The organism is Hyphomicrobium sp. (assembly GCF_019744875.1).
Taxonomy (GTDB): Bacteria; Pseudomonadota; Alphaproteobacteria; order Rhizobiales; family Hyphomicrobiaceae; genus Hyphomicrobium_C.
This window is the reverse complement of the sequence record NZ_JAIETU010000004.1, coordinates 59,770-79,189: the sequence shown is the minus strand read 5'-3', so window position 1 is coordinate 79,189 and position 19,420 is coordinate 59,770. Positions and strand designations below refer to the sequence as shown.

Sequence of the window (19,420 nt, the reverse complement as noted above, 5' to 3'; positions counted from 1 at the left end):
CACCCCCCGCCCGGCCAGACGCACGCCGCGGCTAAGCCGCCTTCGCGCCCTTGGCTGCGATCTCGGCAAGCGTCGAGATTAGCGCGCGCACACCCTTGAAGCGCACCTGCGGCAGGTCCCAGTCGCCCTTGAAGATGATCTTGTGATCCGGCTGGACCTTCGCTTTCCCGCGCGAAGTCTGCAGGAATTGCGCAAGCCCCTGTGCGTTCGCGAAGGTATTGCGATGGAAGGAGATGACGCAGCCCTTGGTGCCGGCCTCCACCTTCGCGATACCCGCAATCCGGCACAGCCCCTTGATCTCCATGACGTCGAGCAGGTGATCGACCTCGGCCGGAAGTTCGCCAAACCGATCCACCAACTCCGCTGCGAACGCATCGATCTCCTCGCGCGTCTCGAGCGCCGACAGCCGCCGGTAGAGCCCGAGCCGCAACTGAAGATCCGCCACGTAGGTTTCCGGAATGAGCACCGAGAGCCCGATCGAGATTTCCGGGCTCCACTGGTCGGCCGCTTCCAGATCGCCGCCCTTGAGCGCCGCGACCGCCTCCTCCAGCATCGATTGATAAAGCTCGAAGCCGACCTCGCGGATATGTCCCGATTGCTCTTCGCCGAGCAGGTTGCCCGCACCGCGAATGTCGAGATCGTGCGAGGCAAGCGAGAACCCCGCACCGAGCGTATCGAGCGACTGCAGAACCTTGAGGCGCTTCTCCGCGCCTTCCGTCAGCGCCTTCCCCGGCGGCGTCGTGAAGTACGCATACGCACGCCGCTTCGACCGGCCCACGCGTCCGCGGAGCTGATAGAGCTGCGCCAGCCCGAACATGTCGGCGCGATGCACAATCAACGTATTCGCGTTCGGCACGTCGAGGCCGGATTCCACGATCGCGGTCGCCAGCAGCACGTCGTACTGGCCCTCGTAGAATGCGGTCATGATGTCTTCCAGCTCGGTCGGCGCGAGCTGGCCGTGCGCCACCGCCACCTTGAGATGCGGCACCGCCTCGCGCAGGAACTCCGACACCTCCTCGAGATCGGAAATGCGCGGCGCGACGTAGTACGTCTGCCCGCCACGATCGCGCTCGCGTTTCAGCGCATCGATCAGAATGACCGGATCGAACTGCGAGATGTAGGTGCGCACCGCAAGCCGGTCGACCGGCGGCGTTGTGATCAGCGACAGCTCGCGCACGCCCGTCAGCGCCAACTGCAGCGTGCGTGGGATCGGCGTCGCCGACAGCGTGAGCACGTGCACGTCCTCGCGCAGTTGCTTCAGCCGCTCCTTGTGCGTCACGCCGAAGTGCTGCTCCTCGTCGATCACGAGCAGGCCCAGGCGCTGGAAGTCGATCTGCTTGCCGAGCAGCGCATGCGTTCCGACCACGATATCGATCGTGCCGTTCTTGATGCCGTCCTTGACGTCGGTGAGATCCTTGGCCGAGACGAGACGCGAGGCCTGCGCGAGCTTCAGCGGCAAGTTCTTGAAGCGCTCCATGACGGTGCGCGAATGCTGCCGCGCCAGCAGCGTCGTCGGCACGACGATCGCCACCTGCAAGCCGTTCATCGCCGCCACGAACGCCGCCCGCAGCGCCACTTCCGTCTTGCCGAAGCCGACGTCGCCGCACACCAGCCGGTCCATCGGGCGGCCCGATTGCATATCGCCCAGCACCGCCTCGATGCTCGCCGTCTGGTCCTCGGTCTCTTCGTAGGGGAACCGCGCCACGAACTCGTCGTAGGCGCCCGCAGGCGGCGCGAGCACCGGGGCTTCGCGAAGCTGCCGCATTGCCGCGATCTTGATCAACTCGCCCGCCATCTCGCGCAGGCGCTTCTTGAGCTTGGCCTTGCGCGATTGCCAGGCCACGCCGCCGAGCTTGTCGAGCTGCGCCGTGCCGTCGTCCGAGCCGTAGCGCGACAACAGTTCGATGTTCTCGACCGGAAGATAGAGCGTGTCGCCGCCGTGATACTTGAGCTCCAGGCAATCGTGCGGTGCACCCAGCGCAGTGATCGTCTTGAGGCCCGCGAAGCGCCCAATGCCGTGGTCCGCGTGCACGACGAGATCGCCGACAGAAAGGCTGGTCGCCTCGGTCAGGACGTCGGCGGCCTTTTTCGCCTTGCGGCGTGGCCTCACGAGACGATCGCCCAGGATGTCCTGTTCCGCCACCACCACCAGCTCGGGGGTCTCGAAGCCTTGCTCGAGCCCCAGCACCGCAAGCCCCGTGACGTTGGGATCGAGCGCCAGCGCGTCAGCGTAACCCTCGACCTTCGCCTGCGACTTGAGCCCGTGATCGGCCAGCAACGAGCCGAGCCGCTCGCGCGCACCCGTGGTCCACGCCGCCACGATCACGCGCCGGTGCTCGCCCTGCACGCGCTTGATGTGCCCCACGACGGCATCGAACACGTTGCCGTCCGGGTTCTGCCTCTCAGGCGCGAACGAGCGCCCGCCACGGCCCCGCCAGGGACGCACTCCGGCGCCTTCTGTCATTTCGAACGGCGTCAGCCGCACGACCTTGTGCCCCGCCAGCGCCTTCTTCCAGCCGCCCGCATTGAGGAACATCAGGTCCGGCGGCACGGGCTTGTAGGGCGGCGCGCCGAAGCGCTCCGTCTCGAGCCCTTCCGTGCGCGCGAGGTAGTGCTCCTTGATTTGCTCGAAGCGGCTCTTGACCGCGTCGTCGACAAGATTGTCGAAGCTGACGACCGCGCCGTCCATGTAGTCGAACAGAGTTTCGAGCGTCTCGTGGAAGAACGGCAGCCAGTGCTCCTGGCCCGCATAGGTCCGCCCGCTGCTGACCGCTTCGTAGAGCGGATCGTCGCCCGTCGCGCCGCCGAACAATTCCACGTAGCGCGTGCGGAACAACGCCGTCGCCGCCTCTCCGAACGCCACTTCGGACACCGGCATCAGGATCAGCTTGCGCAGCACCTTCGATGTACGCTGCGTCTCGGCGTCGAACGCCTTGATGGTCTCCAGCGTGTCGCCGAAGAAGTCGAGCCGCACGGGGTTCTGCCGCCCCGGCGGAAAGAGATCGACAATGCCGCCGCGCACCGCGAACTCGCCCTGCTCCATCACCGTGCCGGTGCGCGTGTAGCCCGCCCGCGAGAGACGCGCGACGAGACGGTTGAGATCGACGCGTTGACCGGGCGCAAGGCTCTTCATGGCCGTGCGGATGAACGCTTTCGGCGGCACCTTCTGCAGCACGGCGTTGACGGTCGTCAGCACCACCACCGGCTCGCTGCGGTTGCCGAGCGCCAGCCGCGAAAGCGCAGTGATGCGCTTCGCCACGATCTCCGCATTCGGCCCCGAGCGATCGTAGGGCACCGTATCCCACGCCGGAAACGGCACGACGCGCACCTTGGGCGCAAAAAACTTGAGCTGGCCTTCCAGCACGTCGAGACGGCGGTCATCGCGCGCCACATGCAGCAGCAGGCCGGAACGCGCGCCGTCCGCCGCTTCCTCCACGAGCCGCGCGAGCACGAGCGCATCGAGCCCTTCCGGCACGCCCGTAAAGATCAGATCCGCCCGCTCGCTCATGTGCCGCACAGCCTTCGTCAATCGCTTCGTCTTACACGTACCCCGCTCGCGCGGGCCTCGCCTCGCGCGAGGCCACGTCGCTTGGGTCTCGTTTCACCCGAGACCGTGAAATTTGCGGATCGCCGTCACGATCTCGGCAAACTCGCCCTCCGCGCTTGCCGCCTCCGGCGCCAGGAGCCAGGCTTGCAACTGCGGCTCGCTGAGCGCGAGAAACGCCTCGAAGCGGGCAAGCTCACTGTCGTCCATCGTGCCGAGATGCGCGTCGGCAAAGCGCCCGACCAGGATATCGAGCTCTTTGGTGCCCCGATGCCCCGCGCGCCACACCGCACGCCTGCGGCGGACCTCGATGTCCTCGCTCATCATCCGAACCCACCAGAGACCTGATCGATGCCAACCGGCGACGGAGCCTGCCGATCGGCGCTGTTGGAAGAACCCCGTCCATTCCGCATCCGGAAGACGCCGGTTTTCGGATGATCAGCACGGCAGAACAAGGGAAATCCGGCAGCGCTTTGCGTCGCCCGTCGAGGGGTGTCATATAGCGCCCTGGCCGGTCGATGTCAGCCCGTCCTACCCTTCTCGGAGCGCCCGCGTCGCCGCAGGCGCCCCCGAGCCTTCACGCGAACCCGGCTTCCTGCGTCATGCGGCCTCCAGAGCTCACACCCCTGTTTGCGTCGGCGGAGGTCCTCAAGGGCGTCGGCCCGCGCGTCATTGCGCTGCTCAAGAAGGCCCTGCGGTTGCCGCCGGGGGTTCTTCTCCCGCGCGTCATCGACATGCTCTGGCATCTGCCGACCGGCGTCATCGACCGCCGCGCCGAGCCCACCGTGGCGGCAGCCCTTCCCGGCACCATCGCCACCCTCAAGGTCCGCGTCCTGAAGCACAAGGGCCCGCCGCGCGGCAACACCAAGGCCCCCTACAAGGTCGCGACCGAAGACGAAACCGGCCGCCTGGACCTCGTCTTCTTCCGCGTCGAGCGCTCGTTCGTTGAGCGCCAGCTCCCGGTTGGCGAGGAGCGTTACGTCTCGGGCCGCGTCGAGCGCTACGGGGAGACCCTGCAGATGGCGCACCCCGACTACATCGTCGCCCCCGACAATCGCGGCGATCTTCCCCTCCTCGAGCCGGTCTATCCGCTGACCGGCGGGCTCTCCGGCAAAGTGCTGCTCAAGGCCGAGCGCCAGGCGCTCGAACGCGTGCCGCCGATGCAGGAATGGCAGGACGCCGCCTGGTTGAAGCAGCGCGGCTGGCCGTCGTTCGCCGAGGCCCTGAAGCGCCTCCACCACCCGGAAGACGCCGCCGACGTTTCCCCGGGCAGCGCACCGCTCCAGCGCCTCGCCTACGATGAGCTGCTGGCCAACCAGCTCGCCCTCGCCATGGTCCGCGAGAGCTTCAAGGCCCAGCGCGGACGCCCCGTGCACGGCGACGGCAGGCTGCGCGCGAAGATCATCGACGCCCTGCCGTTCGCACTCACCAATTCGCAGAAAACGGCGCTCCGCGAGATCGAGGCCGACATCAGCGCGCCGCGCCGCATGCTGCGCCTGCTGCAGGGCGACGTCGGCTCGGGCAAGACGGTGGTCGCGCTGCTTGCGATGGCGGTCGCCGTCGAAGCGGGCGCGCAATCGGCGCTCATGGCGCCGACAGAAGTTCTTGCCCGCCAGCACATGGAGACCATCGCGCCGCTGGCCGAGAAAGCCGGCATCCGCGTCGGCCTGCTCACGGGCCGCGAAAAGGGCCGCGTCCGCGACGACATCCTCGCGCGCCTCGACGCCGGCGACATCGACATCCTGATCGGCACCCACGCGCTCTTTCAGGCCGATGTCGTCTTCCACGATCTCGCCTTCGCCGTCATCGACGAGCAGCACCGCTTCGGCGTCCACCAGCGGCTTGCGTTGCAGACCAAAGGCGGAGGCGGCGGCGCCAACATGCTCGTAATGACCGCGACGCCGATCCCGCGCACCCTTCTCATGACCCACTACGGCGACCTCGAAGTCTCGAAGCTCACCGAAAAGCCCGCAGGCCGCAAACCGATCGTGACCAAGCAGATCGCGAACGGCCTGATGGAAAAACTGATCGCCCGCATCAAGGCGCAACTGGCCGAGGGCGCGCAGGTCTATTGGGTCTGCCCGCTTATCGAATCCTCAGATGTTTCGGATCTCGCCGCCGCCGAAGAACGCCACGCCCATCTCACGCAGGTGCTCGGCGAGGGCGTCGGCCTCCTGCATGGCGGCATGAATGCAACCGCCAAGGACGCCACCATGGCCGCCTTCGCCGACGGCAATCTGAAGGTGCTGGTGGCGACCACCGTCATCGAGGTCGGCGTCAACGTGCCGAACGCCAACATCATGGTCATCGAGCACGCCGAGCGGTTTGGGCTGGCCCAGCTTCACCAGTTGCGCGGCCGCGTGGGACGCGGCAGCCGCGAGAGCTTCTGCATGCTGCTCTACGCGGAACCGCTGACGCGCACGGCGCAGGAACGGCTCGCCATGATGGAGGACACCGAGGACGGCTTCCTGATTGCGGAAAAGGATCTGGAGCTGCGCGGCGGCGGCGAAGTGCTGGGCGCGCGCCAAAGTGGCGAAGCGGAATTCCGCGTCGCGGGCGGGGCTGGATTTTCCGAGCTCCTCTCAGCAGCCCACGACGACGCGCGCATGATCCTGTCGGCCGACCCGCACCTCACGACCGAGCGCGGCGAAGCGCTCCGCCGCCTGCTCTACGTCTTCGAATGCGATGAAGCCATCCGCCTCTTCCGCGCCGCGTAACCAAGACGCGCCGAGCACACGCGCGCCAGCCTCTCCCCGTACGCTCGTCCCTCCCCCCTTGTGGGGGAGGCTAGGAGGGGAGAACCCCGAACGGCAGCGTTGGGCATCCCCCCACCCCTACCCTCGGAACACCGTTGAGTCTGAAAGATCGAAAAGCGGTCTAAGCCCCGCCCGCCGGCGGCGGCACGCCAGCACCGGGCGCACCCGGCGATTGCCCCGGCAACACCACGCGCTTGCCCTCGGTCTTGACGGCCATGTCGGCAAGCTGCTTCAGGCGCGCCTCGTAGTCGGGCACCACCATGCCCGCCGAGATGACGATCTTCGCCGCATCCTCGACGCTCATTTTCAAAAACGTCACGTCACGCCGCGGCACGAAGCAGATGAACCCGGTCGGCGGCACGATGCCCGTCGGCATGAACACCGTCACGAGGTCGTCCTCGCCGCCCGGTTTCGTGACGCCGATCTCGCCCTTGGTCTCGCCCGTCACGAACACGATCGACCACAATCCCTTCGAGGGAAACTCGATCAGCCCGACCTTCTGGAATCCGGCCTGCTGGTTTCCGGTCGCCGTCGCCGAGACCAGCGACTCGAAGAACTGCTTCAGCGCCCGGTACACGTTGCGCACGATCGGCATGCGGTCGAGCGCCATCTCGCCGAACGAGATCATCGACCGGCCGATCAGGTTGGCGGTGAGCGCGCCGATCAGCGTCAGGAACACGATGCCGAACAAGAGCCCGATGCCCGGCACGGAGAACGGCAGATACGTATCCGGCAGGTAGGCGCTCGGCACGAACGGCTTCAGCCACGCATCCGTAACGTTGATCACCCACCAGATGATGTAGATCGTGAGCGTCACCGGCCCGACGATAATCAGTCCCGTGAGGAAGTAGTTGCGCAGCCGCGCGCCAATGCGGAGCGGAGCGCCGTCATCGGTCGCCAAGCGTTGCAAACCAGCCGAAAGGGCGTGGCTGTCGTCGCTCTTGGGAGGAGGCTTACCGGACTGCTTGCTCATGGCAGCCATCGTGGGGTCTCGCGCCCCCACTCGTCAACACTGCTCGGGCCCACGCCGAGGCGCCGCGCGGCCGCAGGCATCGCCTGTTACTGCGTCACCACGAGGCAATCGAAGCCCTGCGGCCTCAGCGTGGCGCAGAGCTGCCCCGGTTCCTTGGCATCGGCGTAGGGGCCGAGCCTGACCCGGTAGAAGGTGCCCATGCTGCCGATCACCGCCTCGTCGATCTCGGTCCGCACCGTACCGTTCTGCACCGCCGGATAGGTCGACAAAGACTGCGCCAGGCTCTGGGCTTCCTCGCGCGAGCGCACGGCGGCGACCTGAAGCTTGTAGTTCCCCGCCGCAGCCGTGGGCGCGGCGTTCGCGACTTTCTGAGGCGCAGGCTTCGCCGCAGCGCCCTGGCTCTGGGTCGTCCAGGACGAGGCGTCCGCACCCGCCGAAGAGGGCGGCGACTCGGGGCCGCGCTGAACCATCGACGATGTCTGCGAGGTCACGACCGACGTGTCTCCGCTCCAGCCGCCGGGCTGAGCCTCTGTCGATCCGGTCGTCACGGCATCGGCCGCGGGCGCCGGTTGGGTTCCGGACGATGAGCCGAACATGTTGCTGAAGAAACCAGTCACGGCCTGCCCAGCGCCGGCGAGCGGGTTGCTGGTGCCGGCGGATGCGTCTGGCGCGGCGGCGACCGGAGCCGCGGGCGCAGCCGGCGGCGGCACGTAAGCGTCATGCGGCGGCGCGAGGCTCGCGACTACCGACTGCGAGGGCGCGGCATGCGTTGCAGCGGACGTGGCCGTCTGCGTATCCCAGGCCGTAGGCTGGGCCATCTGCGCCGGCTCTGCGGTTGTTGCAAACCCCATCGCAGGGGCCGATCCAGCCTCGGACGAAGCCGCGACCGTCGTGGTCGAGAAGCCTGCGGCCTCCGGCGGCACGCCCTCGGCCGCCGGCTGCGAGGCCCCGCCGCCGAACGACGGCAGGAAATTCCAGAACGAGGACGGCTGCTGCGCGCCGGGAGCCGCGGGGGCCGCGGCCTCCGCCGTCTGCGTCGGCTGGCCGCCGCCGAAGGTCGGCAAAGAGGGCAACGACGGCATGGAGACGCCGCTCCAGAAGCCCTGTTCCGTCACCTGTACGATTTGCGTGCCCGTGACCGCCTTCGGAGCAGCCGCGGCCGCGCTCTGGTCAAGGGGCGCGGCTCCGACCGGCGGCGGCGACGTACCGAGACCGGCTTCCTGATAGGCGAGCTTGCGGGCCTCGACGGCCTTCGCCTTGAGATCATCCGGCAAGCCGCCCTTGAGCCAGACGGCCGTCGTGAGATCCGAGATCGCCTGCGCCGGCCGTCCGAGCTGGCGATAGGCCGATCCACGATAATAAAGCGCGCGCGCCATCTGCGCGTTGGGCAGTCCGCCGCCCGAAAGAGCGACGCTGAGCTGCTGCTCGGCGCCCTGAATGTCTCCGCCCTCGAAAGCCTTGATGCCCGCTGCATAGGCGCGCTGGCCGGCGGCCGCGCCTTCCCGCTGAGCTTCCGCCGCAGCCTTGGCGTCTTTCATCTGCTTGGCTTGCTGGGCCGCGGTCAGGCGCTTAGGTGGGGCAGCCGGCTTGGCGGGCGCCGCCTCCTGAGCGGCCGCGTCAGTCACCAATGGCAAGCCCGTCACGAGCGGCAACACGGCGGCCGCAGCCAGCAACCCGCCCGCCAGCATCACGCCTGAAGGCGTGCTGAGCGAACGAAATAGACGTAGCCCCCGATGCGTCGCACCGACCATGCGCACTTTTCCCAGCCGCTTATCCAGACGCAGCACCCCGCGAACCTTTAGGTCAACCAGATCGAAGAGGCAAATCCGCGGCGGCAGTGTGGCCGGGCTTATCCCCTCATTCTACCGTGACCGACTTCGCCAGGTTGCGGGGCTGATCGACGTCCGTCCCCATGAAGACGGCCGTATGATAGGCAAGAAGCTGCACGGGCACCGCATAGATCAGCGGATTGGTCAACGCGTGCGCCTTGGGGGGCACGATGTGGGCCGCCAGCTCACACCCGATTTTTTCCGGATCAGCGTTTGAAATCAATATGATCTGCCCGCCGCGCGCGGCCACTTCCTGCACGTTCGAGATGGTTTTTTCGAGCAGGTCGTCATCGGGCGCCACGACGATCACCGGCACGTTTTCGTCGATCAGCGCGATCGGCCCGTGCTTCAGCTCGCCCGCCGCATACCCCTCGGCGTGGATGTAGGAGATTTCCTTGAGCTTGAGCGCCCCTTCGAGCGCCAGCGGATAGCTCGATCCGCGCCCCAGGTAGAGCACGTCACGGGCCTTGGAGAGCTTCTGGGCCAGCTCCACGAACTGCTCTTCGTTGTGCAGCATCGACGAGATCAGCCGCGGCACTTCGATCAGCGCCGACACGAGCTCCTGCTCCTGCGCCTCCGTCAGCACGCCGCGGGCGCGCCCGAGCGCAATCGCGAGGCAGGCAAGCGCCGCGAGCTGGCACGTGAACGCCTTGGTGGAGGCAACGCCGATTTCAGGTCCCGCCAGCGTCGGCAGCACCGCGTCCGACTCGCGCGCGATGGTCGAGGTGCGCACGTTCACGACGCTGCCGATGCGCTGGCCGTTCGCGCGCGCATAGCGCAGCGTCGCAAGCGTATCGGCCGTCTCGCCGGATTGCGAGACGAACAGCGCGAGCCCTCCTTCCGGCAGCGGCGCCTCGCGGTAGCGCATCTCGGAGGCCACATCGATCTCGACCGGCAGGCGCGCATAGCGCTCGATCCAATACTTGCCCACAAGGCCCGCGTAGTACGCCGTGCCGCACGCCGAGATCGTGACGCGCGAGATCTTGGCGAGATCGACGCCGAGATCCGGAATGGTCACGCGCGCGTTCGCCATGTCGAGATAGTTCGCGAGCGTGTGGCTGATGACTTCCGGCTGCTCGTGGATTTCCTTCGCCATGAAGTGGCGATGGTTGCCCTTGTCGACCAGCAGGGAGCTGGCGATGGACTTGATCTGCGGCCGCGTCACCGCTTCGCCGTCGCGGTTGAACACGTTGACGCCCGCGCGGCGCATCACCGCCCAGTCGCCCTCTTCGAGATAGGTGATCGCATCGGTGAACGGCGCGAGCGCGATGGCGTCGCTGCCGAGATACATTTCGCCTCGCCCGTGACCGATGGCGAGCGGGCTGCCCTGGCGCGCCGCGATCATCAGGTCGTCTTCACCGGCGAAAATGATGCCGAGCGCGAATGCGCCGCGCAGCTTGCCAAGCGCCGCCTTCACCGCGTCCACCGGACCCGCCCCGCGCTGCATCTCGTCGGTCACGAGGTGCACTACGGCTTCGGTATCGGTGTCGGTCTCGAACGTGTGGCCCTTGGCCGAGAGCTCTGTGCGCAGCTCGCGGAAATTTTCGATGATGCCGTTGTGGACCACCGACACGGCCGCCGTCATGTGCGGATGCGCGTTGCGCTCCGTCGGACGCCCGTGCGTCGCCCAGCGCGTATGCCCGATGCCCGTGTGCCCGCTCAGCGGCTCGGACAGCAGGCGCGTCTCAAGGTTACGCAGCTTGCCTTCGGCGCGCCGCCGCTCCAGGTGCCCGTTCTCGACGGTCGCGATGCCGGCACTGTCGTAGCCGCGATACTCAAGCCGGCGCAGCGCGTCGACGAGGTCCGTCGCGACGGGCTTGCTGCCGAGAATGCCGACAATCCCACACATCGATAAGCCTTTCGCTTGCCCGCGCCCCGAAACGAGAATCGTGTCCGGCCCAGCGCCCCCTCATGTGCCGTAAGTGACGCCAGCGACCCGATCAAATCAAACAATATGTCCGTTCTTAACGCGGCTCACTTGCCGGCGGCTGCCTTCCGGCGCGCCATCATGGTGCGGAATTTTTCAGCCCATCCCGGCCGCACGTCCTGGTCCGACCGTTCGAGCGCCAGCGCATCCGCCGCCACGTCCTTGGTAATTACGCTCCCCGATCCGATGTACGCCCCTGCCCCAATTTTGAGCGGCGCCACCAGCGACGAGTTCGAGCCCACGAACGCTCCCGCGCCGATCTCCGTCTTGTGCTTGAAGAAGCCGTCGTAGTTGCAGAAGATCGTGCCCGCGCCGATGTTGGCCTTGGCCCCCACCGTGCCGTCGCCGAGATACGAGAGATGGTTGGCCTTCGCCCCGTCCGCCATCGCGACGTTCTTCACCTCGACGAAATTGCCCACGTGCACGTCGCGCCCGAGCACCGCGCCGGGCCTGAGACGCGCGAACGGGCCGATGCGCGCACCCTCGCCGATCCGCGCCCCTTCGAAGTACGAGTTCGCCTTGATCTCCGCGCCCTCGGCCACCGAGACGCCGGGTCCGAAAAAGACGTTCGGCTCGACCACGACATCGCGCCCGATGACCGTATCGAACGACAGCCACACGGTGTCGGGGGCGATCAGCGTCACGCCCTCGTCCATCACCTTGTTGCGCGCGCGACGCTGCCAGATCGCTTCCGCCGTGGCCAGCTCGCGCCGGGAGTTGACGCCGAGCACCTCGTCCTCGTCGCACACCACCACGGCTCCCCGCCCGCCGCGCTTGCGCACAAGCTCGACCGCGTCGGTGAGATAGTACTCGCCCTTCGCGTTGGCGTTTCCGATCTCATCCAGCACCGCCAGCGGCTCGTCCAACCTGAACGCCATCACGCCCGAATTGCAGAGCCGCACGGCGCGCTCGGCCTCCGTCGCGTCCTTCGCCTCGCGGATTGCAACCAGCGTCCCGTCCTCGGCCGTGAGAAGCCGCCCGTAGGCTCCCGGATCGCGCGCCTCGAAACCGAGCACGGCGATCGAAGCCCCCCGATCCAGCTCGCCAAGCAGCGCCTTGACCGTCGCGGCCGTGATCAGCGGCGTGTCCGCGAACAGCACCAGGAGATCACCCCGCTGCGATGCGATTGCCTCGCGCGCCGCGAGCACCGCATCCGCCGTCCCGAGCTGGTTTTCCTGCACGAAGACATCCGCGCCGGGCGCCGCCGCCAGCGCATCCGTGCGCACCACGTCCATGCCAGGCCCGACCACGACCGCGAGCTTGTCCCCGCCCACCCCGTTGGCGAGCGCCAGCACATGCCCGAGCATCGAGCGCCCGGCGATGCGATGGAGCACCTTCGGCAGCGCCGAGCGCATGCGGGTGCCCTTGCCGGCAGCCAGAATCACGGTGAGAAGGGGGCGAGCCATGAGGCGGTCCTGAACGCTGGAGCATCTTCCGACGAGGTGGAAACGGCTCGTCGGCACTTGGCCGAAAGTTGCCGCGCAATACGAGGCTTTGCGGCCACAAGTCAAGAATCGGCTGACGCTATCGCCCCAATGCGCCGGGCGCAAATGCCGGTGCGATCGGGGGCGTCTGCGCCACGCGGGCGGCCAAATGCAGTGCGGCCGAAAAGCCCTTGTCCCGCAGCGCGTTCTCTATCCCCAAATCGTCCACAGTTGCATGCCCCCGTCGCGTTGACCCCCTGGGGGGACTCAGCCACCTAGGACGTTGGCGGAAGGGGTTTTGAGAGCCCCGCGCCGGAGTTTTGAGCGTAGCAACGTGCGTTGCCAAGAGAGTTGCGAAGCGTGCCCCGAAGCGCGCGAAAGTCCTCAAATTTCTAGTAGGGTCCGGAATCTGATCATGACGGAAAAGAGCAATCCTCAGCCGAGTTCACCGCAGGTCCGGAGCCGCACGCTGACACCCTACGTGGTGGGCTGGTCGGCCGCCGCCGCCCTGGCGCTCATCTACCTTGGGCTCCTGATGATGAAGCCGACGGACGTCGCCAGCTACCTCACCCCGGAAGCGGAACACTCCGACGGGTCTGGCGATCCCGCCGATCCGATCGAGACCGCCGTCAATCACGCCACGGCCGAGGTGCGCACCCTGCGCAACACCATCGACCTCTTCCGCAACGAGCTGATCGAGCTGCGCGCCCAGGTTTCGAGCCAGACAGAAGCGGCCCGCGATCTCACGACCCGCGTCGCAGCCATCGAAGCCGCGCCCGCCCAGATGGCCGCGCTGACGCCGAAGGAAAGGGCCGCCCTCGCCAAGGCCGAGAAGGCCAAGGCCGCCGAGCCCGCACAGGTTGCCGCCGCAGCCGCCGAACAGAAGAAGGCGAAGGACGACAAGAAAGCCGCCGCCGCCAAGGCCAACCAGCCGGATCTGGAGACGGGCAGCGTCGCGGCGCCCGCCGCAGGCGCGATCACGTTCGGCCCGCCGACGGTCACGACCACAATCGCCGTCCCCGGTCCGCAGTCGTCGAACGCGGCCACGCCTGAAAACCCCAACCGGCCGGTGGGCGTCCGCATCGCGACCGGCCCGTCCGTCGACAGCCTCCGCCTGAGCTGGACGCTGCTGAACGAGCGCCATGGCCAGGCCATCAGCTCGCTACAGCCCCGCGTCGCCACCGACGTCTCGGGCACCGAGCAGACCTTCGATCTCATCGCCGGTCCCGTCGCCAACATCGACGAGGCCCGCAAGCTCTGCCAGGAACTCGCCCTCAAGGCGACGCCCTGCCAGGTCGCCCGCTACACTGGCGACGCTCTCTAGGGTCAGGGCGCACAGAACTCGGATAGCGCCTTCAAGCCGGCCTCGATCAGCCGGCCGGCGGCGCAGCGGCATTGATCGCCAGTTGCGCCGCAAAGGCCCGCTTGTAAGCGGGCCGCGCTTCGCCGCGCGCGACATAGGCGGCCAGGTTCGGATACTCGTCCAGAAGACCTGACGATCTCAGCCTGAGCAGCACCGACACCATCATCAGGTCGCCCGCGCTGAAGTCGCCGTCGAGCCAATCCGCATCGCCAAGGCGACGAGAAAGTTGGCCCAGCCGATTGCGGACACGATCCTCGATCAGAGGCAGGCGGTCCTTGGTCCAAGGCTTGTCGCCTTCGAGGATCTTGGCGGTTACGAGTTCAAGGATCGCCGGCTCCACCGAATTGACCGCGGCAAACATCCATGCGACCGCGCGCGCCCGGCCGTTCGCATCGCGCGGGAGCAGCCCCGCATGGCGCTCGGCGATGTGAAACACGATCGCGCCTGTCTCGAACAGCGCAAGATCGCCTTCCTCGTAGGTCGGAATCTGGCCGAAGGGATGCAGCGCCAGATGGGCCGGCTCCTTCATCGCCTGAAACGAAACGAGCCGGACCTCGTAAGGTTGGCCCACCTCTTCAAGCGCCCAGCGCACGCGCGTATCGCGCGCCAGTCCCTTGCCGCCGTCGGGTGACCGTTCAAAGGCGGTAATTGTGATGGTCATCGCGAAGCTCCTCCTGGCGAAACTCTTCGGCCGCTGGGCTGGCAGACACGCAAAAGGCCGCGCTCATTCCGGAGCGCGGCCTTTTTCTATCTCGAGCGAAATTCGCTTTAGAGCGCGCCCGACTTGAACGTATCGCAGGCCTTCATCTCCCCTGAATCGAACCCGCGCGTGAACCACTCGACGCGCTGCGCCGCCGAGCCGTGCGTGAAGGCGTCCGGCACCACGCGGCCCTGCGTTCGCTTCTGGATCATGTCGTCGCCGATCTGGCTCGCCGCGTTGAGACCCTCCTCGATGTCACCGGTCTCGAGGCGCTTCTTGAGCTGGTCGTTCAGGTTGGCCCAGACGCCGGCCAGGCAGTCCGCCTGCAGCTCCATCATGACCTGGATGCGGTTGCCTTCGCGCTCGCTCGCTTGCTGCTTGGCCCTCTGCACCTGATCCGAGATGCCGAGCAGCGTCTGCACGTGGTGCCCGACCTCGTGCGCGATCACGTAGGCCTGCGCAAAATCTCCAGGCGCGTTGAAGCGCTTCTTGAGCTCGTCATAGAACACGAGATCGACGTAGACCTTCTGGTCGAGCGGGCAATAGAACGGCCCCATCGCAGACACGCCGGTGCCGCAAGCCGTTTGCGTGCCCCCGCTGAACAGCACGAGCTGCGGCTCCTTGTACTTGCGCCCGAAGCTCTCGAACACGCGGTTCCATACGTCTTCCGTGTCGGCCAGCACGCGCGAGATGAACACCTTCATCTCGTCTTCGCCCTTCGGAACGGGCGTGCCCTTGGTGCCAGGCTCGGAGCCGGGCAGACCCGGAATGTCGAGCGGGCCGCGATCGGCGCGCCGTTGCGGCGCTTCCTGCTGCTGGGGCATCTGCTGGGAGATGTCGGGGAAGCCCTGCCCGCCGCCGAGCAGCACTTCGAGCGGATTGATTCCGAAAAACAGCATGATCGCGCCGAGGATCAGCAGCGATGTGAGGCTCATGCCTCCCCGTCCGCCGATCGGGATCTGGATCCCGCGTCCGCCGCCGGAGCCTGGAAACCGGAAGCCGCCACCCTGGCCGCGCCGGTCATCGACGTTGTTGCTTTGGCGGTCGTCGTCTTCGTAGCGCATGAGACACCCGTATTGCCTTCCAATTCGCCGACCATAGCGTCAGAGACGGGTTGCTTTCCAGTCGTTTGACCCCGACGCGGCCCGGAACTGCCGACGCGTGAGGCACGATCCGCCGATTCTTTGATCGCCGTTCGCGCCCGAGCTGCCATGCAAACGAAGATGCTTCAGCCAACAGCTTGGCCGCGCGCGGCTTTTTTTGCGCGCGGTGCGCTGGCACGACGATTGCTGAGAGAACGGCTGAGAGAACGATTGCGAATTCGATTGCCGATCAAGCGATGGGCGGGCGCTGAGCGGGCTTCGGGACATGACGGCCAATTCGCCTGTGGGCGAACGACCTGCACCGATTGCCTGCGCAGAACACCGGGTGCTACTCCCGCCGCCTGTCGACAGCAGCAAACCTCAAGGAGGCGTCATTGCAGCGTCCACTTCCCCCGTTCCGCGCCCAGCCCTCGCGCCGCGCCATCGCACCCAAGCCTTCGGCCGATGCCCGCCGCGAAACCGTCGTCGAGATATCGATCAAGGCCCGCCGCCATCCCGTCAAGCTGGCCCGCCTCAACGCCACCCCGTCTCTCAAGGTGCTCAGCCCGCTCGCGTGAGCATCGCGCGTGCTGACGCCGAAGCGCGACGACCCTCGACGCCGCGCATCCCTCCCACCCTGTCGTCCTAGGCCTTGTGCCTAGGACCCAATCCTCCGCGTGGGAAAGCAGCAGCGAGGTAGCCCGACGGGCCAACACGACGGGCCAACGCCGTCACCCCGAGGATGACCGTCTTACGGACGACGGCGTCTACAGCCCCGCCGACATGCCGCCGTCCACGGTCAGTTCCGCGCCCGTCACGTAAAGGGAATCGTCGCTGGCGAAAAACAGCGCCGCGCGCGCGATTTCTTCCGGCGTCCCGAAGCGGCGCATGGGCGTCTTGTCCAGCAGCGCCTTGCTCACGAACGGGTTCTTGAGGAACCGCTCGGTCAGCGCCGTATCGATGTAGCCCGGCGCCAGCGTGTTCACCCGGATGCCGTACTGCGCGTACTCGACCGCCAGCGCCTTGGTCAGCGCCGTCACCGCGCCCTTGGTGGCCGAATAGGCCGCAAGCTGGCGCAGCCCGCGATGGCCCATGATCGACGACACGTTGATCAGCGATCCCGCGCTCGACGCCTTGAGCAGGCCGAACGCATCGCGCGCGATCCGCACCACGCCGTCGAGGTTCACTTCGCGGATCTTCACCCAGTCCGAATCCGACAGGTGGCGAAAGTCGCTGCGCACGTTGAGGCCGGCATTGTTCACGACAACGTCCGCCCGCCCGAACGCACGCTCGACCTCACGGCAGAGCGCCGTCACGTCCTGGCCGCGCGAGACGTCCACGGTCATCGCCGTCGCGCGGAGCCCCTGCCCGGTGAGCGAGGCGGCCGCCTCCTCCGCACTCCCGCCATTGAGGTCGGTCACGAACACATGCGCGCCTTCGGACGCAAACAGCGTCGCAATCGCCCGGCCGATGCCGGCGCCCGCGCCAGTCACGACGGCCACTTTGTCTTTCAATCTTGTCATGGCGTGCTCTCTAGCGCGGTTCTGGGCACGCGGAAACGGCTTCCCGCCTGCTAAAGTAAAGGATCAGGGCGCGACCCACTTGTCGCGCATGGTCACGAACTCCTCGGCCGCCGACGGGTGCAGCGCCACGGTCGCGTCGAAGTCGGCCTTCCGCGCGCCGAGATGCAGCGCAATGGCGGCCATCTGCACCATCTCCGCCGCGTCCGGCCCGATGACATGGCAGCCCAGCACCCGGTCCGTCGCCGCATCGACCACGAGCTTCATGAACGTCCGCTCCTCGCGCCCCGAGAGCGTGTTGCGCATCGGCCGGAACCGCGACTTGTAGAGGTCGATCTCGAAGCCCTGCGCCCGCGCCGCCTCTTCCGAGAGACCGACCGTTGCGAGCTCCGGCGTCGTGAACACGGCCGTCGGCACGAGCGAGTGATCGACCTTCACCGGCTTCTTGCCGAACACCGTGTCGGCGAACGCGTGGCCCTCGCGAATGGCGACCGGCGTGAGGTTGATCCGGTCCGTCACGTCTCCCACGGCGTAGATGCCCGGCGCGCTTGTCTCCGAATAGGCATCGACGATGATCTCGCCGCGCGGCCCCGTCCGCACACCCGCCGTCTCGAGGCCGAGGTCGTGCGTTGCGGGCTCGCGCCCGATCGCCGACAGCACGAGTTCGGTCTCGACCGTCTCACCTCCGCGCAGCGCGAGATTGAAACCGCCGGGGCATTCCGCGACGCCTTCCAGCACCGTGTCCATCCGCAGCGTGATGCCGCGACCGGCAAGCGCTTCCATCAGGCCGTCGCGCAGTTCCTCGTCGAAGCCGCGCAGGATCTTGGCCCCGCGATGCATCAGCGTCGTCTCGACGCCGAGCCCCGCGAAGATCGCCGCGAACTCGACCGCGATGTAGCCGCCCCCGCACACCACGATGCGCTTCGGCAGGCGCGGGAGTTCGAAAATCTCGTTCGACGTCACGATGTGCGCGGCACCCGGAATGTCGCCGTAGCGCACAGGCCGTCCGCCGGTTGCAATGAGGATCGTGCGCGCCTTGATGCGCGTGGCGTCCGAAAGCGCCACCACGCCCGGCCCCTCGAGGCGCGCCCGCGCCGCGATCGTCGTCACGCCGCGCGCTTTGAGGTTTCCTTCGTAGATCCGCTCGAGCCGCGCGATCTCACGATCCTTGTTGGCGATCAGGCTCGCCCAGTCGAAGCTCGTGTCTCCGACGCTCCAGCCGAAGCCCCGCGCGTCCTCGAAGTCGTCGCCGTAGCGCGACGCATAGACGAGCAGCTTTTTCGGCACGCAGCCGCGGATCACGCACGTGCCGCCGAACCGATCGCTTTCGGCAATGCCGACCTTGGCCCCATACCCGGCTGCGATCCGCGCGGCGCGCACGCCCCCCGAGCCGCCGCCGATGACGAAGAGATCGTAGTCCGTCGCTGTCATGGCTCGCGCTTCCGGCCGCAGGAAATAGACGCCTCAGAGATGAAGTGAGGTCGATCAGGATCGGACGCACCGTGCCGGAAGCGCGCCACGCCCGCAACACGTGCGCGACAAGAGGGCGCGCACGCCCGCCTTAAACCGCCTCCGCGCTTTCGCCGTAGTGGGCTTCGAGCACCGAAACGCCATCGGCCCCTCCGATGATCGCGACGTCTGCGATGCCGAGGAAGAGGCCGTTCTCGACCACGCCCGGAATGAACTTCAGCGCCTCATCGAGCGACTCCGGATCGTCGACGCTTCCGAACGAGCAGTCGAAGATGTAGTTGCCCCCGTCCGTCACGAACGGTGTGCCGTCGCGCGCAAGCCTGAGCGTGATGTCGCCCTGACAGCCTGAATCGTGCGCCAGCATCTCGATCATGTTGCGCGTCGCGGTCACGCCGAAGCGAACGACCTCGACGGGCAGCGGAAACGTGCCGAGCTTGTCGACGCGCTTGCTCTCGTCCGCGATCACGATCATGCGGTCGGAGGCAGTCGCGACGATCTTCTCGCGCAACAGCGCGCCGCCCCCGCCCTTGATCAGACGCAGCTCTCCGTCGACCTCGTCGGCGCCGTCGATCGTGAGATCCAGGAGCGGCGTCTCGTCGAGCGTCGTCAGCGGCACGCCGAGCTTGGCGGCAAGCGCCCGCGTCTCTTCAGACGTCGGCACGCACAGCACCGACAGTCCGCTCTGCACCTCGGCCGCAAGCAGCTCGACGAAGAGAGAGGCCGTCGAGCCCGTTCCCAGCCCGAGACGCATCTTGGGCTCGACAAAACCGAGCGCACGCCGCGCTGCGGCCAGCTTGTGGTCTTTCACCGACATCACGCATCCTTCTAATGC

14 protein-coding genes are annotated in these 19,420 nt (G+C 67.2%); 3 read left to right on the top strand and 11 right to left on the bottom strand.

The window, feature by feature from the left end:
• Positions 1-31: 31 nt before the first annotated feature.
• Together mfd and K2Y42_RS09630 are read right to left on the bottom strand one after the other, a co-directional pair.
• Positions 32-3,508, bottom strand: a complete 3,477-nt coding sequence (gene mfd / locus K2Y42_RS09635; protein ID WP_291151808.1) for a transcription-repair coupling factor — start codon at positions 3,506-3,508, stop codon at positions 32-34.
• Between the two features lie 93 nt (positions 3,509-3,601).
• A complete protein-coding gene (locus tag K2Y42_RS09630; RefSeq protein ID WP_291151619.1) occupies positions 3,602-3,871 on the bottom strand; it encodes a succinate dehydrogenase assembly factor 2 in 270 nt (89 codons plus the stop codon).
• 275 nt (positions 3,872-4,146) lie between these two features.
• Here K2Y42_RS09630 and recG point away from each other — a divergent pair, with 275 nt between their 5' ends.
• Complete coding sequence (recG, locus tag K2Y42_RS09625; protein ID WP_291151617.1) at positions 4,147-6,261, top strand: ATP-dependent DNA helicase RecG; 2,115 nt, start codon at positions 4,147-4,149, stop codon at positions 6,259-6,261.
• Between the two features lie 160 nt (positions 6,262-6,421).
• Here recG and K2Y42_RS09620 read toward each other — a convergent pair whose 3' ends face one another.
• From K2Y42_RS09620 to glmU, 4 genes are all read right to left on the bottom strand, one after another.
• Complete coding sequence (locus K2Y42_RS09620; RefSeq protein ID WP_291151615.1) at positions 6,422-7,273, bottom strand: DUF502 domain-containing protein; 852 nt, start codon at positions 7,271-7,273, stop codon at positions 6,422-6,424.
• An 86-nt stretch (positions 7,274-7,359) separates the two neighbouring features.
• Positions 7,360-9,024, bottom strand: coding sequence for an SPOR domain-containing protein (locus K2Y42_RS09615; protein WP_291151614.1), 1,665 nt, complete (start codon positions 9,022-9,024; stop codon positions 7,360-7,362).
• A 106-nt stretch (positions 9,025-9,130) separates the two neighbouring features.
• A complete protein-coding gene (gene glmS / locus K2Y42_RS09610) occupies positions 9,131-10,951 on the bottom strand; it encodes a glutamine--fructose-6-phosphate transaminase (isomerizing) (RefSeq protein WP_291151612.1) in 1,821 nt (606 codons plus the stop codon).
• 125 nt (positions 10,952-11,076) lie between these two features.
• Positions 11,077-12,435, bottom strand: coding sequence for a bifunctional UDP-N-acetylglucosamine diphosphorylase/glucosamine-1-phosphate N-acetyltransferase GlmU (glmU, locus tag K2Y42_RS09605; RefSeq protein WP_291151609.1), 1,359 nt, complete (start codon positions 12,433-12,435; stop codon positions 11,077-11,079).
• 433 nt (positions 12,436-12,868) lie between these two features.
• Here glmU and K2Y42_RS09600 point away from each other — a divergent pair, with 433 nt between their 5' ends.
• A complete protein-coding gene (locus K2Y42_RS09600) occupies positions 12,869-13,777 on the top strand; it encodes a hypothetical protein (protein ID WP_291151606.1) in 909 nt (302 codons plus the stop codon).
• 46 nt (positions 13,778-13,823) lie between these two features.
• Here the strand turns inward: K2Y42_RS09600 and K2Y42_RS09595 are convergent, their stop codons facing one another.
• The gene (locus K2Y42_RS09595) at positions 13,824-14,477 is read right to left on the bottom strand and encodes a glutathione S-transferase family protein (RefSeq protein WP_291151604.1); all 654 of its coding nucleotides are present in this window, start codon (positions 14,475-14,477) and stop codon (positions 13,824-13,826) included.
• A gap of 107 nt (positions 14,478-14,584) precedes the next feature.
• Entirely contained in the window at positions 14,585-15,580 is a 996-nt protein-coding gene (locus K2Y42_RS09590) for a neutral zinc metallopeptidase (protein WP_291151601.1), read from the bottom strand.
• Between the two features lie 413 nt (positions 15,581-15,993).
• Between K2Y42_RS09590 and K2Y42_RS09585 the strand changes: the two genes are divergently transcribed.
• Positions 15,994-16,176, top strand: a complete 183-nt coding sequence (locus tag K2Y42_RS09585; RefSeq protein WP_291151599.1) for a hypothetical protein — start codon at positions 15,994-15,996, stop codon at positions 16,174-16,176.
• Between the two features lie 189 nt (positions 16,177-16,365).
• Here K2Y42_RS09585 and K2Y42_RS09580 read toward each other — a convergent pair whose 3' ends face one another.
• The 3 genes from K2Y42_RS09580 to rpiA all read right to left on the bottom strand — a co-directional run bounded on the left by K2Y42_RS09580 (position 16,366) and on the right by rpiA (position 19,402).
• Positions 16,366-17,121: a glucose 1-dehydrogenase gene (locus tag K2Y42_RS09580; protein WP_291151598.1), complete on the bottom strand. Its 756-nt coding sequence runs from the start codon at positions 17,119-17,121 to the stop codon at positions 16,366-16,368.
• Between the two features lie 63 nt (positions 17,122-17,184).
• Positions 17,185-18,549, bottom strand: coding sequence for a glutathione-disulfide reductase (gor, locus tag K2Y42_RS09575; protein ID WP_291151596.1), 1,365 nt, complete (start codon positions 18,547-18,549; stop codon positions 17,185-17,187).
• Between the two features lie 130 nt (positions 18,550-18,679).
• Positions 18,680-19,402: a ribose-5-phosphate isomerase RpiA gene (gene rpiA, locus K2Y42_RS09570; protein ID WP_291151594.1), complete on the bottom strand. Its 723-nt coding sequence runs from the start codon at positions 19,400-19,402 to the stop codon at positions 18,680-18,682.
• Positions 19,403-19,420 lie beyond the last annotated feature (18 nt).